The sequence below is a fragment of the Ruegeria sp. A4 genome (assembly GCF_056543025.1).
The window spans coordinates 73,165-95,948 of record NZ_JBQGAW010000001.1; the positions used below are offsets into that span (position 1 = coordinate 73,165).

Sequence of the window (22,784 nt, forward strand, 5' to 3'; positions counted from 1 at the left end):
AGAGAACAATGTCTGATAATGTCGTGAAAGCAGGGATCGAAGACGTTCTGTCTTCGGTCAAACGTCTGGTCAGTGAAGACAGTCGCGGTAAATCCTCCTCGGATCAACAGGGTGCAACGCGCAAGCCGGGGCGTTTGGTGCTGACGGACGCGCTGCGCATCAGCAAACCTGCTCAGCCCGAGATCACGCCCGCCAAGCCGTCTGCTGATGTTGCCGACTCGGCCAAGCCGATGCTGCTGCGTGCCTGCGACATCGTCAGGGCAGGTGATCCTGCCAACACTGCGGATGACGCGACTGAGGGACATTCCGCGGAAACCGGCTCAACCGATGATCCCGCGATCAGCCTGAGTGCCAAGATCGAAGCGCTGGAAGCGGCGATTGCGCAAACCGAGGATCAATGGGAGCCGGATGGCGACAGCGCAGACGCCTATTCCGGCACACCGACGCATTCCCTACCGTGGAACGTCGAAGAGGAGTTTGCGGCCGCAAGGACCGTCGTTCTGACTGATCAGGAAGATACGGACGATCCTCAGCCCGAGTCCGCTTCGATACAAAACGCAGAGTTCATCCGGGCGGGACGACCGGCTGAATCCGATCGTGCCACTGAAGTCGTTGAAGACGTTTCGACAACGGATTTGGATGAAGAAACATTGCGTGAGCTGATCGCGGAAGTTGTCCGCCAGGAATTGCAAGGCGCAATGGGCGAGCGGATCACGCGAAACGTGCGCAAAATGGTGCGGCGGGAAATCGCGCGCGCGCTCGCCGCGAAAGATCTGGGATAAGATTCAGCCACGCTGTGGTGGCTGGGCCAGGCTCAGCATCAGGTCAAGATTCATGTGGCGCTCCAGATGATCGGCAAGATCATCGAGCGCCCGCTCGACTCCGTCTTCGTAGGCAATGTCCGACGTCACGCCCAGCGTTGACAAATAGCGGGCACGAAATGCGTCTGACGAGAAAATTCCGTGCAGATAGCTGCCCTTGACCCGGCCGTTGCTGCTGGTGGCGCCTTCTGGTCTGCCTTCGATCTCGAGCCATGCGCGGGCGCGGTCAGGGCCGTCGGTATGGCCCATGTGGATTTCGTATCCGCTGACCGGTTCTCGGTCTGGCAGGGCATGGGCGGAACGCAGGATGACCTGTTTCTGCCCGCCCATTACGGTATCGACGTTCAGCAACCCCAATCCATCAACTTTGCCCGGCCGGCCGTCCACGCCATCAGGATCGGAAATGGTCTTGCCCAACATCTGATAGCCGCCGCACAAGCCCAGGACATGTCCACCGCGGCGAACATGTGCATACAGGTCGATATCCCAGCCCTGTGCACGGAAATAGCTCAGGTCTCCGATCGTGGACTTGCTGCCGGGAAGCAGAACCAGATCCGCATCGCCGGGCAGGGGACGCCCGCCGGGGATGACCTCGACGCTCACGCCGGGCTCGGCAGACAACGGATCGAGATCGTCGAAATTGGCCATACGCTCCAGTTGGGGCACAACGACCTTGCACGCGCCGCCGGTATGGGAACGGATGTCCATCATGTCTTCGGCCGGCAATTTCCAGGCGTCGTGAAACCAGGGCACGACCCCAAGGCAGGGCCAGCCTGTTCGGGCCGAGATATCATCACGGCCTTCGTCAAACAGGGACACGTCGCCATTGAAGCGGTTGATGGCAAAACCCCTGATCTGCGCCACGTCGCCTTCGTCCAGAACGGCCTGAGTACCAACGATCTGTGCAATCACCCCGCCACGATGAATGTCCCCGACCAGAACGACAGGGATGTCCGCTGCACGGGCAAATCCCATATTGGCGATGTCACCTTTGCGCAGGTTGGTCTCAGCCGGGCTGCCAGCGCCCTCGATCAGAACCAGATCAGCGTCGGCGCAGAGCCTGTCAAAGCTTTCCAGCGCTGCGCCCAGCAGCTTGGATTTGTCCTTGCGATAGTCACCGGCCTTCATCGTGCCAGCGCGCTGTCCCTGTACGATAATCTGCGCGCCGGTATCCGTCTCGGGTTTGAGAAGAATAGGGTTCATGTCCGTGTGCGTTGCCCGCTTTGCCGCACGGGCCTGAAGGGCCTGCGCGCGGCCAATTTCGCCGCCGTTTTCAGTGACGGCTGCATTGTTCGACATGTTTTGCGGCTTGAACGGCGCGACCCGAAGGCCCCGGCGCGTGTAGGCGCGCGCCAGCCCCGCCACCAGAACCGATTTTCCGACGTTGCTGCCGGTCCCTTGAATCATGATGGCGCGAACCATGCCTTGTCTCCTATAAGTCTGGGCGCAGATGATCTGATTTGAGCCGAAAGGGAAAGCCCCGGATGAATACGCCTGCGCATCTTTTGATCGGGGCTGCCGTGTTCGCCCGGCCGCCGCAAGGACGTATCCTCTGGGCCGCGCTCGTGGGAGCGTTATTGCCGGATCTGTCCCTATACGTGATGGCGGGCGTGTCCCTGTTTGTTCTGGGCATCCCCGAGCAGGTGGTCTTCGGGCAGCTTTACTTTTCCCCGGCGTGGCAGACCGTATTCGCCATAGACAACTCCTTTATCCTCTGGGGGCTGACATTCCTGCTGGCAGTCTGGAGAGGTTGGCATGTTCTGGCTGTCGGTGCAGCGGCGGGTCTGTTGCATCTTGCGACAGATTTCCTGCTTCATGCGGGCGACGGACGGCCACAGTTCTGGCCCATCAGCGACTGGGTGTTCCACAGCCCTGTCAGCTATTGGGACAGCGACCATCATGCCTTGTGGGTGGCTCCGGTGTCAGCCTTTGTTTGTCTGGCTGCATATGTTCTGCTTTGGCAGCGTGGATTGCCGGTTTGGGGCAAAGCCCTGTTCGCAACCATGCTGGCGGCTGAATTCTGGGTGGTGCGGCAATGGTTGTTGTTCTTTTGAGCCGTTGGCTTCATGCCTGACGATCAGGCATAGAAAAACGCGCTCTGATAGGCAGAGCGCGTTTGTTCAATCCAAATCTACCTTGGTTCAGGCAGCTTCGGCCTGCTGTGCAGCGTTGCGGCGTTCGCTTTCTTCCCGCGACAGGGCGACCGAGGTACGGACGCCGCGTCCAACGAATTCCATCAATCCGCTGACAACCCGTTCGTTCGGGTCAATTCCTGCGCAGGACAGAACTTCGCGCCCATCGCGCGAACGCGCCCAGCGGGCGATTTGTTCGGGGCCATTGCCGTATTTCTTGTCATCGGCGATAGCATCATCAAGCGCAGCCAGGACAACGGCCGCGAAAAGTTTGCGCGCACGATTGCCTTGCTCATTGTTAAAGGCAGTGCCGTCAACGAAATCTCTCATCTCGTCTTCCTTGTTGTTCTTGCTCTTGCATTTTCGGCGTGAGGGTCCTTATGACCGATTAGGTGCGATTCGGATACAGCTAAAATGCATAGTTGCGTTGCGTCACTTGCATGGCTCGCTGCACCTGCAGCACTAGGTGTCGTTGTCTTGTCAGGTGTGATCCCGCCAGATATAGGGACCGCAACTGATGCATCAACCGTTTGTGAAGGATTTATGTAATGCCCAAGATAAATGGGAACGAAATTCGCCCCGGCAATGTGCTTGAGCATAACGGTGGCCTGTGGGCAGCGGTCAAGGTTGACCATGTAAAGCCGGGCAAAGGCGGAGCTTTTGCACAGGTGGAGCTGCGCAACCTGCGCAATGGCTCGAAGTTGAACGAACGCTTCCGCTCGGCGGACAAAGTCGAACGCGTGCGTCTGGAGCAAAAGGATCAGCAATTTCTGTACGAATCCGACGGAATGCTGGTGTTCATGGATTCAGAAACCTACGAACAGATTGAATTACCAGCAGAATTGCTGGGTGACCGCCGTCCGTTTCTGCAAGATGGCATGACCATTGTTGTCGAGTTCTACGAAAGCGAGGCGCTGAACGCGACGCTGCCGCAGAAAGTGACCTGCAAAATCGTCGAGACCGAACCGGTGGTAAAAGGTCAAACGGCGGCGAACTCGTTCAAGCCCGCGCTGCTGGACAATGGCGTGAAAGTCATGGTTCCCCCCTTCATCGGCCAGGACGAAATGATCGTCGTGAACACGGAAACGATGGAATATTCCGAACGCGCGTGACGTTTCGTCACGTTACGTATCAGGCCGCGCAGGCACCCGCCCCGCGGTCTTTTCTTATGCGTTGGGGCGATAGCGATAGCGGGTTGGATCCGGGCCGAACAATTCCAGCATCAATTCGTACTTGATACGATTGGCGCTGACCTGACGATAGAATGCGATCAGAAAGGCAGTGGGTCCCTGAATGCGGCTGAGTCCACTGGTGGCGGCCACCACGGTGCCCACATCCGTTTTGCCCTGCAAGACCAGATATCCCCCCAGCATCAGGATGCCGACGGTGCCGGCCCCGTTGATCACGCTCAGCAGGAACTTTGCCGAAAGTTTCCACAGGAACATCCGCCGCCGCGTGTCGTAAATGTCATCGAACATGATGTTGATATCCCGCTCAACGGCTTCGATATCCTCGGTCGTCAGTCGGTCGGTGGCACCGCGCAAAATTCGAACCCGTTCCGCCACAAAAGTGTTCACTTTGCGCTGCGAGACCAGAACGATGATGATTTGCGGCACGATCATTGACAACGCAATCAGCCCCAGACCTGGTTGCGTGGACGAGATATAGCCGATGACGCTGATCAGCGTTCCAATCTGAACGACCGGATCCGAAAAGGCTCCACCGGCAAACTTGCCCAACTCTTCGGCTTCGGCCGAAATGGCGGTGGTCATGGTGCCTTTGCGCAGGCCTTCGTCTGAATCCTTCAGGTCGGTCGAACGCCAAAGCAGGCGTTGGCGGATCAGCCGGATCATGTCTTCGCCCAAGGTTCCGGCGCGATAGCCCAGTACCCATTTCAGGGCGAGGCTCAGCAGGATGACGGCCATCATGCCGATGCCCAGTTGGATCAGTTTTTCAGTCCCGACATCGTCGGATGTCAGGTGGTTGACGATGTCGCGCTGAAACTCAAGCGGCACGGCGGCAAGGCCCGCAATTGCGACGGACAGCATGATGAGGATGATCTGCCGCCCCGCACTGGCGCGCCAGATCGCGGAATAAAGTCGAAACATGCGGGTATCCGGTTTGTCCTGTTTGCCTGCACTGTGGCAGTGCAGGACAACGGGTTCAAACTTTTCAATACAAGCTGATGCGCGGGTCGTGCCGATTTGGCAACAAGGTGGGCTCAGTCCTCCAGGCGCATCGTGGCGTCCGCGGCCTGCATCTCCGGGCCTGCGCGATCAAATCGCAGATACGCGATCCCGTTTCCGCCAGCCTGTGTGTACAATGTTCCGACAGGTTTGCCATTTGCACTGATCTCGGTCCCTACCGGGGCCGAGCCCTGGACAACGACGCGTCGCAGACCTTTGCGCAATTCGGTCTTGTGCTTCATGCGCGCGGTCACTTCCTGACCGACATAACATCCTTTTTTGAAATCCACGCCATTCAGCGCTTCGAAGCCGGTTTCCAGGATGTAACTGTCCGGGGTCAGTTCAATGCCTGACTCGGGAATGCAGTGCCGGACGCGCAGTGCATCCCAGTCGGTTCCATCATCGCCCTCGGGTTCGGGCGAGTAGTTGCGCCAGCCCATGTCCGGGTGGCGGGGATCGGGCAGGGCGGTTTCCGGCGCAGCCTTGGTGCCGCGTTGCAGGTTCAGATCGGTTCCCTCGATCGTCACATCCGCACGCAGCTTGTACATCGTCAGACGTTTGACCAGATCATCCGCAAGGTGTTCGGCCACATCCAAAAGAACTCCGTCGGCATCTCGTTTCAGGAAGAAATCCGCCAGATACTTTCCCTGCGGAGTAAGCAGAGCGGCGTAGACCAGCCCGTTGTCCAACCCCTTAATGTCGTTGGTGATCAGATCCTGCAAAAAGCTTTCGGTATCCGAGCCGGACAGGCGCAGTATGCGGCGGGTGGGCATGGCTTGGTCCTCGTCATTTCCTCAGGCCTCGTGATATAGGAAGTTCCGTTGCCAAGACCAGAGGTTATCAGACGTGCCCGCGCCTATTACCGTCGTAATCCCGACCCTCAACGCTGCCGATGCTTTGCCCGAATGTCTTGGGGCTTTGATGGAAGGCGTGCATGCCGGGTTGATCCGGGAATTGATCATCAGCGATGCACGCTCAACCGATCACACGCCGGATATTGCGGAAGAGGCTGGTGCGACGGTCGTGACCGGCCCGCCATCCCGAGGCGGCCAGTTGCGCCGCGGGTGCGCGCAGGCCAAAGGGGATTGGCTGCTGATTCTTCATGCGGATACAGTGCTGCAACAGGGGTGGAGCGAGACCGTGAGCGCCCACCTGCCTTCAGCCAAACCTGCCGCGTTTCAGCTGGCGTTCCGCGCGCGCGGGATCGCGCCGGCCTGGGTGGCTGGCTGGGCCAATCTGCGCAGCAGGATGCTGGGATTGCCCTACGGAGATCAGGGATTGCTGGTTCCGCGTCACACCTATCAAGCGGCAGGCGGGTTTCCCGACCAGCCGTTGATGGAAGATGTGGCTTTGGTGCGCGCGTTGCCAAAGGTCACTGTTCTGAACACACGCGCCTTTACGAGTGCGGAGCGCTATGAGCGGGCGGGCTGGATTCGGCGCGGTGCTCGGAACCTGTGGACTCTTCTGCGTTACTTTTTGGGGGCTGACCCGCAAGGTTTGGCGCAGACGTATCGTCGCTGAGCGTGGTGCGCAGCTCGACCACGGATTTCCCCAGCCGAAACGGTGCCGCAAAACTGACAAGGCATAGGGCCACGATTTGCAGGACAAGAATATGAGCATTGTCCTGTAGGTATTCCCATTCTTCTTTCAGCTTCCCGACCTGCGCGATCAGGTCATCGTAGCTCTGCGCAAGTATCAGATAGTCGCCCGCAATCGCGGGAACCTTGCGACGCATGTTGTCAATGGCGGTCTGTGTGTTTTCGTCCAGTGAAGTGAAGACAAGGAACTGGTCGATGTCAAAGGCATCGGCTTTGGCGGCCATGTCACGTATTTCGTCCTTTTCGTCTTTGGACTGACCCCCAACCAGGAAGTGAAGCCCCTGTAGGGGGGCCACTTCGTTCGTGACCGCGATGAACAGGGGCAGTTCCGAGTTGCTGGCGGTCGAAGCTGAAAGGAATTCAACCTTTTCGCATAGTACGGCGGTATCCGGATCATAGGCCGGATCACAGAACCGCAGGCGGAACCGGGCCGCATCCCTGTCAAATGCCAGCGTCGCGGCATAGGCCACGTCGATCTGTCGGTCCAGTCGCGAGCTGTCCGAGGTATAAAGCCCGGCCAAGACAGCGACCAATGCCCCGATGCCACCCAGCACAACCCATACCAGATCAGCCAGTTTCCACGCCCGGTGCCCTGCCGGTTTGCGAAACAGAAAGGCAGTGCCGATTGAGCCGATGACAAAGAAGAGGATCAGCAGGGGCAATTGATTGTCGGTCACAAAACTCATGCGTCCAATCTTAGGACCTGTGCTTCGACCTGCAACAGGGATCACGGGCAGTTGTAACGTCTTACCATATCCCCATACTGTAGGCAGCGCAGGGGGGACTTCGATGACCAAAGAAATCGTTCTTATCCACGGAGCATTTGCCGGACCTTGGTGCATGCAGGATTACGCGGCCTTCTTTCGGGACCGAGGTTGGACGGTTCACGTTCCTGCCTTGCGTTACCATGACGGTGACCCGAAAGCGGACCCCGACCCGGGTCTGACCGATACCAGTGTCATGGACTACACCAACGACATCGCCGATTTTGTACAGGGACTGGACCGCAAACCTGTCATTTTGGGGCATGCCATTGCTGGGGTGGTGGCGCAACAAGTGGCGTCTCGTGGGTTGGCCAGTGCCATCGTTCTGATCAATCCCAATGCGCCTTGGGGCACTTTGCCCGAAACCGATGATGAACGGGCTGTACCGCGCACCTTGATGGAAGGCGGCCCATTCTGGAAGCAGCCGATGCGGGTCGGGTTCGATTTGATGGCCCCATTCGCCTTGAACGAGATGGATGAGGCGCAGCAGCACGCTGTATTCGATCAATTGGGCGCGGAAAGCGGGCGCGTGATGTTTGAAATGTTCTTTTGGATGTTCGATGACCATCACGCGATCAAGGTTGATTTCGACAAGGTTGACTGCCCGGTTCTGGTGGTCTCGGGTGCCGAAGACAGGGCTGTTAACCCCGATACCTGCCGCGCACTGGCAACGCGCTATGGGGATCGCGGAACCTTTTTGCTGGTCAAAGATCATGCGCATTTCCTGTTCATGGAGCCGGGTTGGGAAGGGCCGGCCTCGAAGATCGAGAAATGGCTGACAACCCAGGTGATCTGAAACGGGCTTGACAACGATCCACCCTTTGCAGACATGGCGCCAATTGAATGGGGCAGTTGACCCTTTTGGCGCGAAATCTCTGCGGGAAAGGTCCGGACATGACCCTGTTCGTTGTCCTTATTATTCTGTCGGCTGCTTTGCTGCACGCGGTGTGGAATGCTATCGTGAAGACAGCGGCGGATCGAACTTCCATGCTGGGTTTGGTCGCTTTGGGTCAAGTGCTGCCTACGGCGGTCATGGTGATGGCTCTGCCGCTGCCAAACCCAGAGAGCTTTGTTTACATCCTGCTCTCGACCGTTGTGCATTTCGGTTATTACTTCATGCTGGGAAAAGCCTATCAGCATGGTGATCTGAGCGTGGTCTACCCCATCGCCCGTGGAATTGTCCCGGCGCTGGTTTCGCTTTGGGCAATGGTCCTGGTCGGAGAAGTGCTGCCTTTTCAGGCCTGGACCGGTATCGTCCTGATTGCCGTGGGTATCCAGCTGAGCAGTTGGAAAGCTCTGCGCTCGGGCGTTGGGCGCAGCGCACTGATGTTTGCGCTGGGCACCGGGTTCTGCATTTCGATCTATTCGGTCGTTGACGGGATCGGCGTTCGGCTGTCGGGCAACACGCTCAGCTATTGGGCGTGGGGTGCGTTTCTGCACCTGTTCATTGCCGGATTTGTCGGGGTGCGGAAACGTGCGACCCTGAAAGACCTGCCAGCCAAAGTGTGGATGATCGGCATTCTTGGCGGGCTGGTATCGATGACAGCTTATGGTCTGGTACTGTACGCCAAGAATTTTGCACCGCTGGGCGCGGTTTCGGCGCTGCGGGAAACTTCGGTCATCTTTGCCGCACTGATCGGGTTCGTATTCCTCAAGGAAGGCAACTGGGCGCGACGGTTGGGTGCCGCGGTGCTCATGGCCGTGGGTGTCGCCCTGATCGGATTGGCGGTCTGATCCGGCTGAAAAGCCCTGGGCGACAGTGATATTTCTGGCTTAGCGGCCGACCTGAAACGTGCTTTGTGGCTTCCAGTGCATGGTGCCCTTGTCGCTGCTTACACATCGCAGCAGGCGTTCCTCGCGCGTGTTGATCGTGTCAGTGACCGTATTGTCGCCAAAGATCACGATGAAGGAATCCGGTGAATAAGCCAGCCCCTTGTAATAGCAAAACCGTGTTTCCGCCCCGTCCGGGATCGGAGATGCCAGGCTAAGCGTCTGTTGCGCCGGGGCCTGGGTCGCCAGCATGGCAAAGGCCAGCCCATAGGTCAGTGTTTTCATGTCGTCCTCTCGTCCTGCAAATCGGTTGTCGATCAAAAAGGGTTTGGACGCCCGGACCTCAATCATGGTTTCTTGTTTCAGCAAGTTTGAACGAGATCAACGGGTTAGGCAACGAAAATCCTACACGCGCAGCGACAAGCCAAGGGGGCGATTTTTACGGTCGGTCACTTCTGTGGTAACATGGCCGCATTGTTTAAGGAGAATTGAGAGATGTTCAGACCCTCTGTGCAAGCGATTATGGACGTCATGTCCCAAAAGGGTTTTGTGGTTTTCGACACCCCAACTGTCGATTGGAACCTGAACATAGTGGGCATTCGCGCCCACCCGGTTTCACCCAAGAAATTCGATGATGTCATGACGGTGTTCCACCGGTTTCTTGGCGTTTGGGATATAGCGTATTACCCGATGACGGCCGATCCCAGCGATCATTACCTGAAGAACCCGATAAACCCGGATGGGACGGCCATTCTGGCGCCCGGGCAATATCGGTCCTGCTACAAGATCGATATTCATAAACGAGGCCGGCCCGGAGGCCACAAGGCGCTGTGTCAAAGGCTGGGAAACGTTACCGTGTTTCGGGACAACAACAGGGATGGAAACCTGAACCTTGTTAATCCTCAAAGTGGGATGTTCGGCATAAATCTGCACAAGGGGCCAAACAACGGTGACGATGACACTGCGAATACGATCTATTCCGCCGGGTGCCAGGTATTCGCCGACCAGCGTCACTTTGCCGAGTTTCTGCTGAAATGCGAAGCCGGGCGCGCCGCGTTTGGCAACAAGTTCACCTATACGCTGCTGGATCAGGCAGATTTCGAATAAGGCGATGCCTTGCGAAGGTTCCGCAAGCGCCGGGGCAGGACAGGGGCTGGGGGCGTGCCCGGATCTTGAACCGGGCCTTGGCCCTAGGTCTCGCCTTCGGCCTGAAGATCGCGGAAATACCGGATGGTTGCGTGCAGCCCTTCTTTCAATTGCACTTTGGGCTCCCAGCCCAGCAGGGTCCGCGCCAGTGTGATATCGGGCTGGCGCTGCTTCGGGTCATCCTCTGGCAACTCCTTGAAACTGACAGGGGTCTCGGCCCCCACAAGGGCCTGCACTTCGCGGGCCAACTCGTTCATCGAGAATTCGTTGGGATTGCCCAGATTGACCGGGCCGGTGACGTCTGGGCCGGTCTCCATCAGGCGGATGAACCCTTCGATCAGATCATCCACGTAACAGAAAGACCGGGTCTGCGTACCGTCGCCAAAGATCGTGATCGGATCACCCGTCAGGGCCTGCATGATGAAGTTCGACACGACGCGCCCATCTGCCGGGTGCATTCTGGGCCCGTAGGTGTTGAAGATGCGGGCGACCTTGATCTCCAACCCCATCTGCCGGTGATAGTCGAAGAACAAGGTCTCGGCGCAGCGCTTGCCCTCATCATAGCAGGATCGCGGGCCAACCGGGTTGACGTTGCCCCAATAATCTTCGGTCTGCGGATGGATGGTCGGGTCGCCATAAACCTCGGAGGTTGAGGCCTGAAAGATCTTGCATTTCAGCCGCTTCGCCAGACCCAGCATGTTGATCGCACCGTGAACGCTGGTCTTGGTCGTCTGCACCGGGTCGTGCTGATAATGCACGGGCGAGGCAGGACAGGCGAGGTTATAGATCTCGTCGACCTCCACAAACAGAGGGAAAGTCACATCATGGCGCATGAACTCGAACCGCGGGTTGTTGTGCAGATGGTCAATGTTGCGCTTGGTGCCGGTGAACAGGTTGTCGACGCACAAAACCTCATGCCCCTGATCCAGAAGCCTGTCGCACAGATGCGAGCCCAGAAACCCGGCCCCACCGGTTACGAGAACACGTTTTCGACTGTCATAAAGGCGGGCCATTGCAAATCCTTAATCGTTAAATCCAAGCCAGCATGTCACGGGGAAGCCGGGTCTTGGTTTGATTTGTAAACCGAAGGCGTTTGAATTGCAGTAGGTTTTGGTTTTTTGAGGGCGCGTGTGGTGTTGGTGCGTCTTCCTATCCGGCCAAGCTTGATGCAAGGCATCAAGCACGCGCCTAACCCGCCCCCCAAGGCGGGCGCGAGGTTAGTTTTGAGGTAGAAGGGATGTTCACTCATTTCGTTACAGTTGACGTGATAGCACACGCGCCAATTTTACGATTGTCAACTTCCGCCAAATTGCTCGAAGTCCTGAAGCAATGCTTCCGCCAAGCCTGAGTTCAAGAATTTTTCTGGGTCTTTAAAGATTTGTCTGCCAACAAGTTGTTTTTGTTTTTCCGACATAGCACTCAAGATTTTTTGCGCCGATGACGCTCTATCTTTAAACAGACTCCATGTCGCAGAGTTCAACAAGGTGTCAGGAAGCGGAAACTCGCCCTCTGAACAGCGCACGAAGCTTTTCCCCAAAATCTGCTTGTCGTCGCGTATTTTGCCGAAGAAGATGATTGGACCTAGCTTAACGTAAGTGGCAAGAAAACTGCCACTTGGAGTGTAAATTGTGTCCCTTTCAACGGACCGTTTTACCCAAGTATTCCAGTTTGACGGCAAAGATGGGTCATTAAAGCCATCAAAATACCCAAGGTGGAGAAAGTATTGGCTATACTCTCCGGGATGCTTGGACGAGCCGGTAAGAAATTGTTTCCAGCTTCTCTCGGCTTTAAACAAAAGATCCAGCGAAGATGGATCATATTTGTTTTCGATTCCTCGATACAACTGAGATTGTACAGTTCGTAGGGCTAGAGAGCAGGCAAAGCGAGAAAGCCAAGAGCCATACTTTGCCGGTATTTCACCACTTCCAGTAGCAGCGTCAAACAGTCGCTTTTTAGCTTTTTGCTCCCACGTTGAAAGTGTTGTTTCGCATTCTGAGCAATACAGGTAGTGCCTATCGCCATCCTGCACCCTTTTATTTGGGTTAGCTCCGGCCCGTAAAAATGGAGTTCCACCGGTATTGATTAACCAACGAAAAACAAACTTGGGGATAACGTGGCTGCTATGAAGGTTCGCCTTCTGTCCACAAAGCCAACACGTTCCTACCCTCAAACATCCAACTCCTCCACGAACCGCGCGTTCTCCTGAATATACTGGAACCGCAGTTCGGGCTTCTTACCCATCAGACGCTCGACCAGATCGCCGGTTTCGCCGGGTTCGTCCTCGTCGATGGTGACCCGGATCAATTTCCGGGATTTGGGATCCATCGTGGTTTCTTTCAGGTCCTTGGCGTCCATCTCGCCCAGACCTTTGAAACGCGAAACGTCGATCTTGCCCTTGCCGCCCAGACCTTTCTCAAGCCACTCGTCGCGCTCGGCCTCGTCCAGACAATAGACGCGTTTGGCGCCTTGGGTCAGACGATACAGGGGCGGGCAGGCCAGGTACAGGTGGCCCGCGTCGATCATCGGGCGCATCTGGGTGAAGAAGAACGTCATCAGCAAGGACGCGATATGCGCCCCGTCCACATCCGCGTCGGTCATGATGATGACCTTGTCGTAGCGTAGATCGTCGAGGTTGAACTTGCTGCCCAGCCCCACGCCCAGCGCCTGCGTCAGGTCGTTGATCTCGGCATTGGTGCCCAGTTTCGAACTGGCCGCGCCCAGCACGTTCAGGATCTTACCGCGCAAGGGCAGCAGGGCCTGCGTTTTGCGGTCGCGCCCCATTTTGGCCGAGCCGCCCGCCGAGTCGCCCTCGACGATGAATAGTTCGGTGCCTTCGCGTGTTGAACTGGAACAGTCCACCAGCTTGCCGGGAAGACGAAGTTTTTTAGTGGCGGACTTGCGTTGTGTTTCCTTCTCGGCCCGTCGGCGCAGGCGTTCTTCGGCGCGCAGGATCAGGAAGTCGAGGATCGCGCCGGCGGATTTCGTATCGGCGGCCAGCCAGTTGTCGAAATGGTCGCGCACCGCGTTTTCCACCAGCCGCTGCGCCTCGACCGTGGCAAGGCGGTCTTTGGTCTGGCCGACGAATTCCGGTTCGCGGATGAAGCACGAGACCAGTGCGCAGCCCCCGGCAATCAGGTCTTCCCGCGTGATCTGGGCGGCTTTCTTGTTGTTGATCAACTCGCCATAAGCCTTGATCCCCTTGAGGATCGCGGCCCAGAACCCGGCCACATGGGTGCCCCCTTCGGGCGTGGGGACGGTGTTGCAGTAGGATTGGATGAACCCATCGCGCGAGGGCGTCCAGTTGATCGCCCATTCGACCTTGCCGGGGGTTCCGAATTTCTCCTGAAAATCGACGGTTCCGGCAAAGGGCTGCTCGGCATAGGTCGACGAGCCATTCATCGTCTCTTTCAGGTAGTCCGACAGCCCGCCCGGGAAGTGGAAGGTGGCCTCAGTGGGCGTCTCGCCGTCATCGATGGCGGATTTCCAGCGGATTTCGACGCCCGAAAACAGGTAGGCCTTGGACCGGATGGATTTGAACAGGCGGGCGGGTTTGAACCGGTGGTGGCCAAAGATCTGGTCGTCAGCGTGGAAGGTGACTGTGGTGCCGCGCCGGTTGGGGGCGGCGCCGACCTTTTCCACTGGGCCCAACGGGACACCGCGCGAGAAACGTTGTTCATAAAGTTGCTTGTCGCGGGCCACCTGAACGACCATCGAATCCGAAAGCGCATTCACCACCGAGGCGCCCACGCCGTGCAGACCACCCGAGGTCTGATACGCTTTGCCCGAGAATTTGCCACCCGCGTGCAACGTGCACAGGATCACCTCGAGCGCGGATTTGTCCGGGAACTTGGGGTGCGGATCGATCGGAATGCCGCGCCCGTTGTCGCGCACGGTCAGGGCGTAATCGGCGTGAAGTTCCACCTCGATCCGGTTGGCATGGCCTGCCACTGCCTCGTCCATCGAGTTGTCGAGGATCTCGGCCACCATATGGTGCAAAGCGCGTTCATCCGTGCCGCCGATATACATGCCGGGTCGCTTGCGGACCGGTTCCAGACCTTCCAGCACCTCGATCGAGGAGGCGTCATAGGTAGTGGTCGCTTCTGGCGTCAACAGATCGTCGGGCATGGGTGCTGCTCTTGTTTTTGAGTTTCCCCCATTATGGCAGGTGATGTGGTCCGGGGGAAGAGGGGCGCGAGGTGTTGTGGAGGGATTGAAGGCGCGGGACCACGGGAGGTTTGCACAATGTGGCGGCGTCACGATTGACGGTTTTGCTTGAAACCACCACCCCCGGCCGTGGCGCGGGAAGGTCCCGCACTGTCGTTGTCGATAGATGGTCAGGGCCTGTATTCCGGGCTGCATTTCTCGCGACAAACCCGTCCGATACAACCAGCGACGCGACAAATAACGTTTCGCGATCGGGTTGAAGTCAGCCTTGCTGCGTCTCCGGCTCATTGACGGAATCGCTTTAAAAATATATCGTGAAGTAAGACTCCCAAAGTATCTATCTATCAGTTCCAAGCGTTCAAGAGTTACGTTTATTTCGTAATTGGAAGGCTGCTATGGCTACGTTTCAGGACGTTCAAGCAGCAGTGCATGATATTGCTGCCCGTTTGAATGTCACCCCAGAGCTTGCTCGTGCTGCGCTGATTAACCCCGTGTTGGCGCTTGAGGAGCTTGGGCTCGAATTGGACCTGTCTGGCCGACTTGAGCTGGAGGACAGAGCGCGGTTTTCCAAGAAACAGATCGTTGAACGCAAAAGTTTGCGGAAAAAGATCTTCGCCGCGTCCGGGCATGAATTTGACCCAGGGCAGGAAAACGATCTTGCTGTGGTACTTTTCGACGAGTTGAAGCTGGTCGATGATATTTCGAAACGCCCTGACCTGTCTCCCTTGTCCTTGCCGATGCGAAAAGTGCGCTACTCCACCTCCAAAGTGAAGGTGGCCAGGGTCAAGGCATCGGAAATCGCGCGCCGGTTTCCCGGCAAAGCCAAGGGCAAATCCGTCGCCGGGATCGATCCAAGTTTGACTGAGCCCGCGAAGATTCCCGATCCGCTGGAAGCACTGGGCAAGGCGCACAAAATCATCTCTCCGTTGCTTGCCTACCGGCAACTTGATGCATCGACACCGCGTTTTGCGACCGAGGCGCTGTATCGTGCCGTGCGAACCGGGAAACGTAGGCTGGTCAATATCACGCCCCGCGCCGTTTTTACCGGCACTGCTTGAAGACACCCGGGCGCGATTCCCTCGCGCCGTCACACCGAGGACGTCAGGATGGCAAATACAAGAGGATATCAAGTTGTCGTCGAAGCCTCGGAAGAGGTCCTGCGAAAGGTCATTCGGGGGGCGTGGAAGTCCGCGGAATGCGACGATGATCCCGGCGATGAAGGCCGCATTCCCGAATTCATGGATGTTCCCGCAGGTGAAACCTTTGGCGGTTTTGTTGTAGCTGACGGGTCGGTTCAGATTCCCGAAGACCAGTTGGACGCCAGCTTGCGCCCGGACATCACCGGTGCCGAAATTCAACTTGGTGTCCTGATCCAGATCGAAATCGAAAACCCCCCGGTTCCATCGGCGCAAATGCTGACGATGACGGCCGATCTTGCTGCGGCTGCGCCGATTGGTCTAATTCCCGGGCGTCAGGATGTGGGATGGCTGTTGGATGGCCTGCCTCGCAACCAGGTATCCGCCACGCTGACCAGCGGCGATCCGATTGCGTCCAATATCGAGTTGTTCGCAAGTGAATTCGTGGACAAAGCCTATGAGAACGGTGGACCCGGCGGACCGATCGATCCGGCCTTTCCCTCCATCCCCCATGTCATCGATGAGACCGAGCTGCAATTTGCCTTGGGAGCGTTGACGACTGATGTCCATGCGGAAATCTTCAACGACGCCTCGGACGCGGCGCACGATATTGAAACCACCGTGTCAGGCGGTGACATAACAATTTCGTTGCCGGTCTATCTGCGTATGTTCAACATTGTCGTTGGGCCGACGGTGCAGCTTTTTTTCAATCCGCAGGACCCCATGGGGATCGAAACGCGGATCAACATCACGGCACCTTTCAGTCGGGTCGGTTCGGAATTCCGAACGGATTTGAGCGCGGCCACCGTTACCGTGGACGCGATCACCCCCGCCGGTCCGGAATATGGGCCAGAGGGTGACAATTACATCGACAACCGTGATCAACTGGCGGCGATCCCGTTGGTCGCGATTGACCTCGACGCCCAGATTTCCAGCGAACTGGTGTCGCGGGGGCAGGAATTGGCCAGTGGGCTGGGCGAGATTTCAATTGCGGCCCCGACAGTGGCCGAGATCGAAGAATTCATCGGCGACTTTTTTCATCAGGATCTTGAGGCCCGCGATTTCGTTTACATCTGGGGACCAGAGGCAACGGACGAAGAATTTGAAGTCGACAGCATCACCGTCGGCGTGACAAACGAGTTTCTGGCGATCGCCTTGAACGATGATGGCGGCGGTGACGTAGGCGGGCTTGCCAATTTCATTCCTGCTGACAGGGATTTTGCAATTGCCATCAGCGCGACCCAGGTCGAAGCTTCGATAGAAACGGCGCGCATCGAAGCCGAATTGTCGGATGACGACCTTCCAAAGACCTTTACACCTGACGGGCGCGAAGTCCGGCTGACCGATTTGGACGTCAGCCTCAGGGCGGGGGCGATCAGAATATCGGGCAAGGTGACGGTCGTAGACGCGATCCTGGGCAGCATTGATGTGGATGCCGACTTTTTTAATGATGTCGGATTGCGCTGGCAGCCGAATGGTTCGCTGGGCCCAACCGGTGGACAGCAAATGGATCACTTTGAAATCGACAGCGATGTCGATCCCGAAGAATCCGTGCTGCTTTGGGTGCTGACGGCAATCGCCGCGATATTGTCATTCGGCGCTTTCGGAATTCTGGGCGCATTGGTCGTTGTGATCGTGGCCCTTGTCGTCCGGGGAATTGCCGAAAGCATGGGCAGTGAAATCCTGTCAGATGAAGTTACGAATACGGTTACGGGTATCACCGGTTGGCCGGAGAACCTTGCCAGGATCGGGCGGGTCGAAGCGGTATTCTCGGACCCCATCGTGATTGATACCGACGGTCTTGAAATTGCCGGAGACTTCACTGTCATAAGCAGTTGCGAAGCCACGGATGTCGTCCCGGCGGATTCGGGCGGGGCACGGTCGGGTGCGGCCGCATCGGCCATGTCGCTTGCGGCTGCGAATGAACATCCTGACGCGGGGTACGAGTGGTTGCCGGGTGACGGAACACCGGCCGCGGTCTTGCCCTCGATTCAGCATGTCTATGCTGCAAGCGGTGTCTACACCGCAAAACATGCGCTGACGATCAACCAGCCGGGCGGAGCGCGCAGTCGCAGTTTCTCGCTTGTTACCGTCGAAAATGTGCCGCCGACAGTGGATGCCGGCCCTGATCTGACGGTGCAGGAGGGTGAAGAGGTCACTCTGGTCGCACGGTTCCGAGATGTCGAATACCCCGACACCCACGAGTCCATGTGGTATTTCGGTGATCACCACGCGCCCAAACCCGGCGTGATTTCTGAAACCAATGCTCCTCCTGCGGCGACAGGCACGTCGACCGTGACCCATGCCTGGTGCGACAATGGCGAATACACCGTCACGGTGCGTATTCGCGACGTCAACGGCGGCGAGGCCATCGACACCCTGCGTGTCACCGTTACCAATGTTCCGCCCGAGGTCGAAGCTGGCCCTGACCTTTATGCATATGTCTGCACACCGATCACGCTTGTCGCCGATTTTCGGGATCCCGGCTGGTGCGACACGCATACGGCCAAGTGGGATTTCGGCGATTGCAGTGAACCCCGCACCGCCCTGATCGAGGAAACGAACGAACCACCGGCAGCCGAAGGCACGGCGACCGCCTCGCATATCTATGAAAAGTGTGGTGACTTCCGGGCCATCTGTACCGTCATGGATGACGATGGCGCCTTTGGTCAGGACGACCTGACCGTCCGGGTCGTGCATTTGCTGAACCCCGGTTTCGAAGATGGTTTCCGTTCGCTTCCAGCGGGCAATGTCGGTCGGTTCTGGACACCCTATGCATGGCTGACCGACTTGGCAGCCTTTCACGCCGGAAAGGGAAATCCCGTTCCGCAATTGGCCCCGATCCCCGCCGATGCCTTTGACTGCGAAGGGTGCATCGTCCGGACCGGTGACAGGTCCCAGCGGGTCATCGCACAGCGCGGCCTTCGTGTCGGCCTGTGGCAATCGCTGGGTTCGAACCCGGGATGGGACTATGAATTCTCGTGTTGGTTCGCGAAGGAGGCCGGCGACGCAGGCGGCTATGCTTTGGGGTTGGATCCGCGCGGTGGTGATGATCCGCGGGCGCCCTGGGTGGAATGGTGGACCGGCGATCTGGACGGTGCCTGGCGGCAATTGCGGGGCCGCGTGACGGCGGAAGCCGAAGCCGTGACGGTATTTCTGGAGTTCAGCGGAGATGATCCGCGCAACGATGCGCTTGGCTACATTGATGATTGCGCTTTCATCGCGATTCAGCCGCATTGTCCGGAGCAGCCGAAGCCCGATCCGGAAATTCCCCCGCGTGAACGTTGCATTGATTTTCGCGGCCAGAAACTGCCTTCCCGCCATCCGGTATTGAACGTCGGCGGTGTGCGGTTCCTGCCGACCAAGGGCAGCCTTCTTCAGATCATTGGCGGGTTCCAGCCGCAAGGCACACCCAAACTGTTGCTTTCCATCGCCGGTGTCTTTGCCCATCTGCCGGTCGTTGCTGACTGGGCCCGCCTCAAGCTGAGCTTTGCTGGCGGAAAGCCCATAACGATCATCGCACTTGATGCGGCGGGCAATGTCCTGACGACCCAGACAGGAACGCAGCAGCAGGGGGTACAGGTCATCGAGGTTCAGGCAAGCGGTATGGTGACCCTCGCCATGCGTGCGCAGGAAGCAGCGTTGATCGAACTGTGTTTCCGGCCGGAACACCTGCGCAGTACGCCTTCGGCAGAGCCTGAACCGGGGCCCGGCATTGTCGTGAACCCGCGCTTCGATCGTACCGTCGCACCGGCCATGTTCAGTGCAAGGACGACCACGGAGGACAGAACCTTGACCGAAACCAACAGCCCCCATCCGTTCGGCCTGTCCGAGGCGGCTTGGGGCAAGCTGGACACGCAGCTGCAATCGGATTTGGCGAAGGCCGTAACAGACGGTGATGATGGGCACTCGGTACAGGTCATATTGCGCTTGGCGCCAGACACCGAAGGCAATGCGCCCTCTTTCCGGCGCGCCGAAACGAAGGCACGCGAAGAGTATTTCCGCCGACGCACACGGCCTCTGGTCGGCACTCTGGAAAACCTGGGCGGTGTCGGGATTACCGAACTGTGGCTGATCGACAGTGTTGCCGTTGAACTTTCGCCCGGGGCCATCGCGACAATGGCCAACGATCCTTCCGTGGTGATGATCACCCATTCCACCAAACGTCAGGCCATTCCTGAAAACCCCACAAGACCATGATCTAAAGGAGCACGAAATGTCCGAGTTAAGCCGGGAACACGTTGATCGCTTCGAAAGAGCGGAACGTCGTGAAATCGAGAAGCTTCGTGCCGAGTTTGGCAGCGAGTCCATTTCGAAGATGGACAGCATTATCTTGCGCGACCTCTTGGCCAACCGAAAAGAGGCGCGCCTGAACGCCCTGCTTGGCCAAGCGGAAACCGCCCAGCTTCCCCGGCATCGCGTGCTGGTCTCGCTGCGCAGCGGCAGGGCATCGCCGGATCGCCCGCCCCGTGCGTTCGACCGGCGCCAGCGCCGCCGTTCGATCTTGCAACACCGACGCCATGGTGAAGACGTGGTGGGCAAAATCGCCAAAAGCTTTGAAGAGCGGGGGATTGAAGTCGAGCGGTCGTTTTGGCTGACTCACAGTCTGGTTGTCCTTGCCGATGATCAGCGCCTTACGGATATCGCGGGGCGCGCCGATGTCCTGAAGATGGCTCATTGCAAAAACCAGATCCTGGTCGACCTGGACAACAGTCGTCCGCTGATCAATGCCGATGTCGTGGAAGCCAGCGGGATCAACGGTGCCGAAGTGGATGTTGCCGTTCTGGATACGGGCGTGGACCAGACACATCCCGAACTTGCCGGAAATTTCGGCACCCAACAGGATTTTACCGGCGAGGGCTTAGGCGACCTGAACGGGCACGGTACGCATTGTGCGGGTGTTGTCGCCAGCAATGGCGCGACGTTCCGTGGTGTCGCCACGGGGGCGGTGATCCACGATTACAAGCTGCTGGATCAGTTTGGCAGCGGGAACGCTCCCAACTGCGTTGCGGCAATCCAACAGGCCGTCGCGGACGGGATGGATGTTCTTTCCAATTCCTGGGGCTTTTCCCACAGAAACGGCAATTGGGTCGATCCGGACGGAACATGCGTTTTATGTGTCGCCGCTGATGCGGCTTCGACCGCCGGGGTGACCTTTGTGGTGGCCGCGGGCAACGAGGGAAATGACAGTTGCGGCACCTATGACACACGCATTCGCTGTCCGGGTATTGCGCAGAGCGTGATTACCGTCGGCGCAAGCGATGACAGCGACAACATGGCCGGTTTCTCCAGTCCTGGACCAACGCCGGATGGACGCGACAAACCGGATGTCACCGCCCCCGGCGTGGATATCGTGGCATCGCGATCGGCGACCGGCAATGATATGAATGGCGGCGCGACGGTGATAGATCCGCTTCATCTCGAGGCCAGCGGCACCTCGATGGCCTGTCCTCATGTCGCCGGGGTCGCGGCGCTGATGTTGCAGCGAAACCCGACACTTCTGCCGGCTGACATCAAGGCAGTTCTCATGGCCACCGCCGTCGATATCGGCGCACCGACCACGCAGCAGGGCGCCGGGCGTGTGGATGCTCGGGCGGCGGTCGGCTCGGTTTGATTTGGATATTTTGGAACGGAGGATACGAACGTGGCAGACTATGAACAGCGGATGCAGCCGGAAGAGGGTGCAAAGGCAGTCGAAAAACTGGCCGAAGATGCTTTGGCGGGTTTCAAGGCGGACGCCAAGAAGGAATATGCTGAACTGGTCAAGCAGTACGAGGGCGCCAGTGCAACGGTTGGTGTTTTTGGTATGGGGTCGGTCGAAGTTTCGGTGATGAGCGGTGAAGTTCTCATCAACCCGAGCCAAAAGCGCAAAGGGAAAGGCCGGGGCGTCGGCGCGATTTCACCGGAAGCACTTGTGGCCATATCCGAAGGCAGGATGACCGTAATGGACGCTTTCCACCGTGGTGAGATTGTCGTTCGCGCCGAGTCCGCAGCATTGCACGAGGGCTACGACAGTTTCATCAGGAACTCCGAAGCGGCGCTCAGGTCGAAGCGTTTGCAGAAGACGCTGGCGCAGTTCCGCAAGATTGCGGATGTCTGACTGGTTGCAAGACGAACAGGTCCGGGCCACGATACCCCAGGTTGAAGCATCCATGTTGGATGCCGTCGCCTCGGACCAGCCGGGATTCGAAGAGATAGCCCACTGGCTTATCGGGGCTGGCGGGAAACGGTTGCGGCCAATTCTTCTGCTGCTTACCGCGCGAAGCCTCACCGACACAGAAGGCCGCAACCGCGCAATTCAGGCGGCGGCGGCTGTCGAAATGATCCATGTGGCGTCGCTCTATCATGACGACGTCATGGACCGGGCCGAACTTCGGCGTGGAGCGGAAAGCGTGAACCGTCGCTGGTCTTCGCCCATCGCCAGCTTCGCCGGAACATTCATTCTGGCCCGTGCAATAAACCTGTTGGAGTCCATCAGCCCAAAGGCCTCTGAGCTGGCTGGCAAACACTGCGCTGCGCTGTGTCTGGGGCAGTTGCGCGAAGCCGAAAACGCCTACAACGCCGATTGGACCATTGAAGAGCATCTTGAAATGCTCGAGGACAAGACGGCCGAGCTGTTTGTTCTCGCCGCATCGTTGGGGGCGATGTTGGCGGACGTAAGTGATCAGGATCGAGACGCACTGATCACCTATTCAAAGTGCCTGGGCCTTGCGTTTCAACTGCGCGACGATGTTCTGGACTACATTGCAAGCAGCGCGGAACTTGGAAAGGGGTCCGCCTCTGATCTGCGCGAAGGGGCCTATACGATGCCGGTGCTCCTGTGCCTGGGTCAGAACGGTCAGGCCGCCGATGAATTGCGAGCCAGGTTGAGGCTGGCTGAAATGCAGGATGCGGATATTTCGCGCGCTGTAGAGATCATTCGCAATTCGGGCGCGGTGGAAGCCACGGAACAGTTGGCGCGGGACAAATCCGAAGCGGCCGTACAGGTCATCTCGGGGCTGGATGATCATGTGCTGCGCGCCTCGCTGGCAAACCTCGCCCGGCTTTCGGTCGAAAGGAGGGCCTGA

The 22,784-nt window shown here is 58.1% G+C and carries 21 protein-coding genes and 1 pseudogene; 12 read left to right on the forward strand and 10 right to left on the reverse strand.

Features of this window, described 5'->3' with window-relative positions; genetic code table 11:
* Nucleotides 1-8: 8 nt before the first annotated feature.
* A complete protein-coding gene (locus ACR0E2_RS00345) occupies nt 9-782 on the forward strand; it encodes a hypothetical protein (protein ID WP_480444652.1) in 774 nt (257 codons plus the stop codon).
* A gap of 3 nt (nt 783-785) precedes the next feature.
* Here the strand turns inward: ACR0E2_RS00345 and ACR0E2_RS00350 are convergent, their stop codons facing one another.
* Nucleotides 786-2,243, reverse strand: coding sequence for a cobyric acid synthase (locus ACR0E2_RS00350; RefSeq protein WP_480444654.1), 1,458 nt, complete (start codon nt 2,241-2,243; stop codon nt 786-788).
* 62 nt (nt 2,244-2,305) lie between these two features.
* On the opposite strand from ACR0E2_RS00350, the gene ACR0E2_RS00355 reads away from it, so the two are divergent.
* Entirely contained in the window at nt 2,306-2,875 is a 570-nt protein-coding gene (locus tag ACR0E2_RS00355) for a cobalamin biosynthesis protein CobQ (protein WP_480444656.1), read from the forward strand.
* A gap of 87 nt (nt 2,876-2,962) precedes the next feature.
* Here the strand turns inward: ACR0E2_RS00355 and ACR0E2_RS00360 are convergent, their stop codons facing one another.
* On the reverse strand, nt 2,963-3,283 hold the full coding sequence (locus tag ACR0E2_RS00360; RefSeq protein ID WP_037310273.1) for a DUF6280 family protein: 321 nt from the start codon (nt 3,281-3,283) through the stop codon (nt 2,963-2,965).
* A gap of 218 nt (nt 3,284-3,501) precedes the next feature.
* On the opposite strand from ACR0E2_RS00360, the gene efp reads away from it, so the two are divergent.
* Complete coding sequence (gene efp / locus ACR0E2_RS00365; RefSeq protein WP_170346480.1) at nt 3,502-4,065, forward strand: elongation factor P; 564 nt, start codon at nt 3,502-3,504, stop codon at nt 4,063-4,065.
* Nucleotides 4,066-4,119: 54 nt separating this feature from the next.
* Here the strand turns inward: efp and ACR0E2_RS00370 are convergent, their stop codons facing one another.
* Nucleotides 4,120-5,061, reverse strand: a complete 942-nt coding sequence (locus ACR0E2_RS00370) for an ABC transporter transmembrane domain-containing protein (protein WP_152457471.1) — start codon at nt 5,059-5,061, stop codon at nt 4,120-4,122.
* Nucleotides 5,062-5,174: 113 nt separating this feature from the next.
* On the reverse strand, nt 5,175-5,912 hold the full coding sequence (ygfZ, locus tag ACR0E2_RS00375) for a CAF17-like 4Fe-4S cluster assembly/insertion protein YgfZ (protein WP_480444658.1): 738 nt from the start codon (nt 5,910-5,912) through the stop codon (nt 5,175-5,177).
* A gap of 73 nt (nt 5,913-5,985) precedes the next feature.
* Between ygfZ and ACR0E2_RS00380 the strand changes: the two genes are divergently transcribed.
* Nucleotides 5,986-6,660 carry a TIGR04283 family arsenosugar biosynthesis glycosyltransferase gene (locus ACR0E2_RS00380; RefSeq protein WP_480444660.1) on the forward strand — a complete coding sequence of 225 codons (675 nt, stop codon included), beginning with the start codon at nt 5,986-5,988 and terminating at the stop codon, nt 6,658-6,660.
* 7 nt (nt 6,661-6,667) lie between these two features.
* Here ACR0E2_RS00380 and ACR0E2_RS00385 read toward each other — a convergent pair.
* Nucleotides 6,668-7,423: pseudogene (locus ACR0E2_RS00385) on the reverse strand (hypothetical protein); the annotation flags it as partial.
* Between the two features lie 103 nt (nt 7,424-7,526).
* Between ACR0E2_RS00385 and ACR0E2_RS00390 the strand changes: the two are divergent.
* Both ACR0E2_RS00390 and ACR0E2_RS00395 read left to right on the forward strand, forming a co-directional pair.
* A complete protein-coding gene (locus ACR0E2_RS00390) occupies nt 7,527-8,297 on the forward strand; it encodes an alpha/beta hydrolase (RefSeq protein ID WP_480444662.1) in 771 nt (256 codons plus the stop codon).
* A gap of 98 nt (nt 8,298-8,395) precedes the next feature.
* Nucleotides 8,396-9,235, forward strand: a complete 840-nt coding sequence (locus ACR0E2_RS00395; RefSeq protein WP_480444663.1) for an EamA family transporter — start codon at nt 8,396-8,398, stop codon at nt 9,233-9,235.
* 39 nt (nt 9,236-9,274) lie between these two features.
* On the opposite strand, the gene ACR0E2_RS00400 is transcribed toward ACR0E2_RS00395, so the two are convergent.
* Nucleotides 9,275-9,622, reverse strand: coding sequence for a hypothetical protein (locus ACR0E2_RS00400; RefSeq protein WP_171363114.1), 348 nt, complete (start codon nt 9,620-9,622; stop codon nt 9,275-9,277).
* Between the two features lie 144 nt (nt 9,623-9,766).
* Here ACR0E2_RS00400 and ACR0E2_RS00405 point away from each other — a divergent pair, with 144 nt between their 5' ends.
* Nucleotides 9,767-10,378 (forward strand): hypothetical protein, encoded by a 612-nt coding sequence (locus tag ACR0E2_RS00405; RefSeq protein WP_480444665.1) that lies wholly within the window; start codon nt 9,767-9,769, stop codon nt 10,376-10,378.
* 83 nt (nt 10,379-10,461) lie between these two features.
* On the opposite strand, the gene ACR0E2_RS00410 is transcribed toward ACR0E2_RS00405, so the two are convergent.
* The 3 genes from ACR0E2_RS00410 to parE form a co-directional block, all read right to left on the reverse strand.
* The gene (locus ACR0E2_RS00410; RefSeq protein ID WP_480444667.1) at nt 10,462-11,430 is read right to left on the reverse strand and encodes a UDP-glucuronic acid decarboxylase family protein; all 969 of its coding nucleotides are present in this window, start codon (nt 11,428-11,430) and stop codon (nt 10,462-10,464) included.
* 281 nt (nt 11,431-11,711) lie between these two features.
* The gene (locus ACR0E2_RS00415; protein WP_480444668.1) at nt 11,712-12,587 is read right to left on the reverse strand and encodes a hypothetical protein; all 876 of its coding nucleotides are present in this window, start codon (nt 12,585-12,587) and stop codon (nt 11,712-11,714) included.
* Nucleotides 12,584-14,542: a DNA topoisomerase IV subunit B gene (parE, locus tag ACR0E2_RS00420; protein WP_171231933.1), complete on the reverse strand. Its 1,959-nt coding sequence runs from the start codon at nt 14,540-14,542 to the stop codon at nt 12,584-12,586. Before parE ends, ACR0E2_RS00415 begins: the two co-directional genes overlap by 4 nt.
* Nucleotides 14,543-14,976: 434 nt before the next feature.
* Between parE and ACR0E2_RS00425 the strand changes: the two genes are divergently transcribed.
* Together ACR0E2_RS00425 and ACR0E2_RS00430 are read left to right on the forward strand one after the other, a co-directional pair.
* Nucleotides 14,977-15,639: a hypothetical protein gene (locus ACR0E2_RS00425; protein ID WP_480444669.1), complete on the forward strand. Its 663-nt coding sequence runs from the start codon at nt 14,977-14,979 to the stop codon at nt 15,637-15,639.
* Nucleotides 15,640-15,687: 48 nt separating this feature from the next.
* Nucleotides 15,688-19,917, forward strand: coding sequence for a PKD domain-containing protein (locus ACR0E2_RS00430; RefSeq protein ID WP_480444670.1), 4,230 nt, complete (start codon nt 15,688-15,690; stop codon nt 19,915-19,917).
* 25 nt (nt 19,918-19,942) lie between these two features.
* On the opposite strand, the gene ACR0E2_RS00435 is transcribed toward ACR0E2_RS00430, so the two are convergent.
* Entirely contained in the window at nt 19,943-20,395 is a 453-nt protein-coding gene (locus ACR0E2_RS00435; protein ID WP_171119473.1) for a hypothetical protein, read from the reverse strand.
* Here ACR0E2_RS00435 and ACR0E2_RS00440 point away from each other — a divergent pair.
* Genes ACR0E2_RS00440 through ACR0E2_RS00450 form a run of 3 tightly spaced genes read left to right on the forward strand, consistent with a single transcriptional unit; the run spans nt 20,387 to nt 22,784 of the window.
* Complete coding sequence (locus ACR0E2_RS00440; protein ID WP_171119474.1) at nt 20,387-21,331, forward strand: S8 family serine peptidase; 945 nt, start codon at nt 20,387-20,389, stop codon at nt 21,329-21,331. The two genes, ACR0E2_RS00435 and ACR0E2_RS00440, sit on opposite strands and share 9 nt — an antisense overlap.
* A 30-nt stretch (nt 21,332-21,361) precedes the next feature.
* The gene (locus ACR0E2_RS00445) at nt 21,362-21,817 is read left to right on the forward strand and encodes a hypothetical protein (protein WP_152457484.1); all 456 of its coding nucleotides are present in this window, start codon (nt 21,362-21,364) and stop codon (nt 21,815-21,817) included.
* Complete coding sequence (locus ACR0E2_RS00450; protein ID WP_480444673.1) at nt 21,810-22,784, forward strand: polyprenyl synthetase family protein; 975 nt, start codon at nt 21,810-21,812, stop codon at nt 22,782-22,784. Before ACR0E2_RS00445 ends, ACR0E2_RS00450 begins: the two co-directional genes overlap by 8 nt.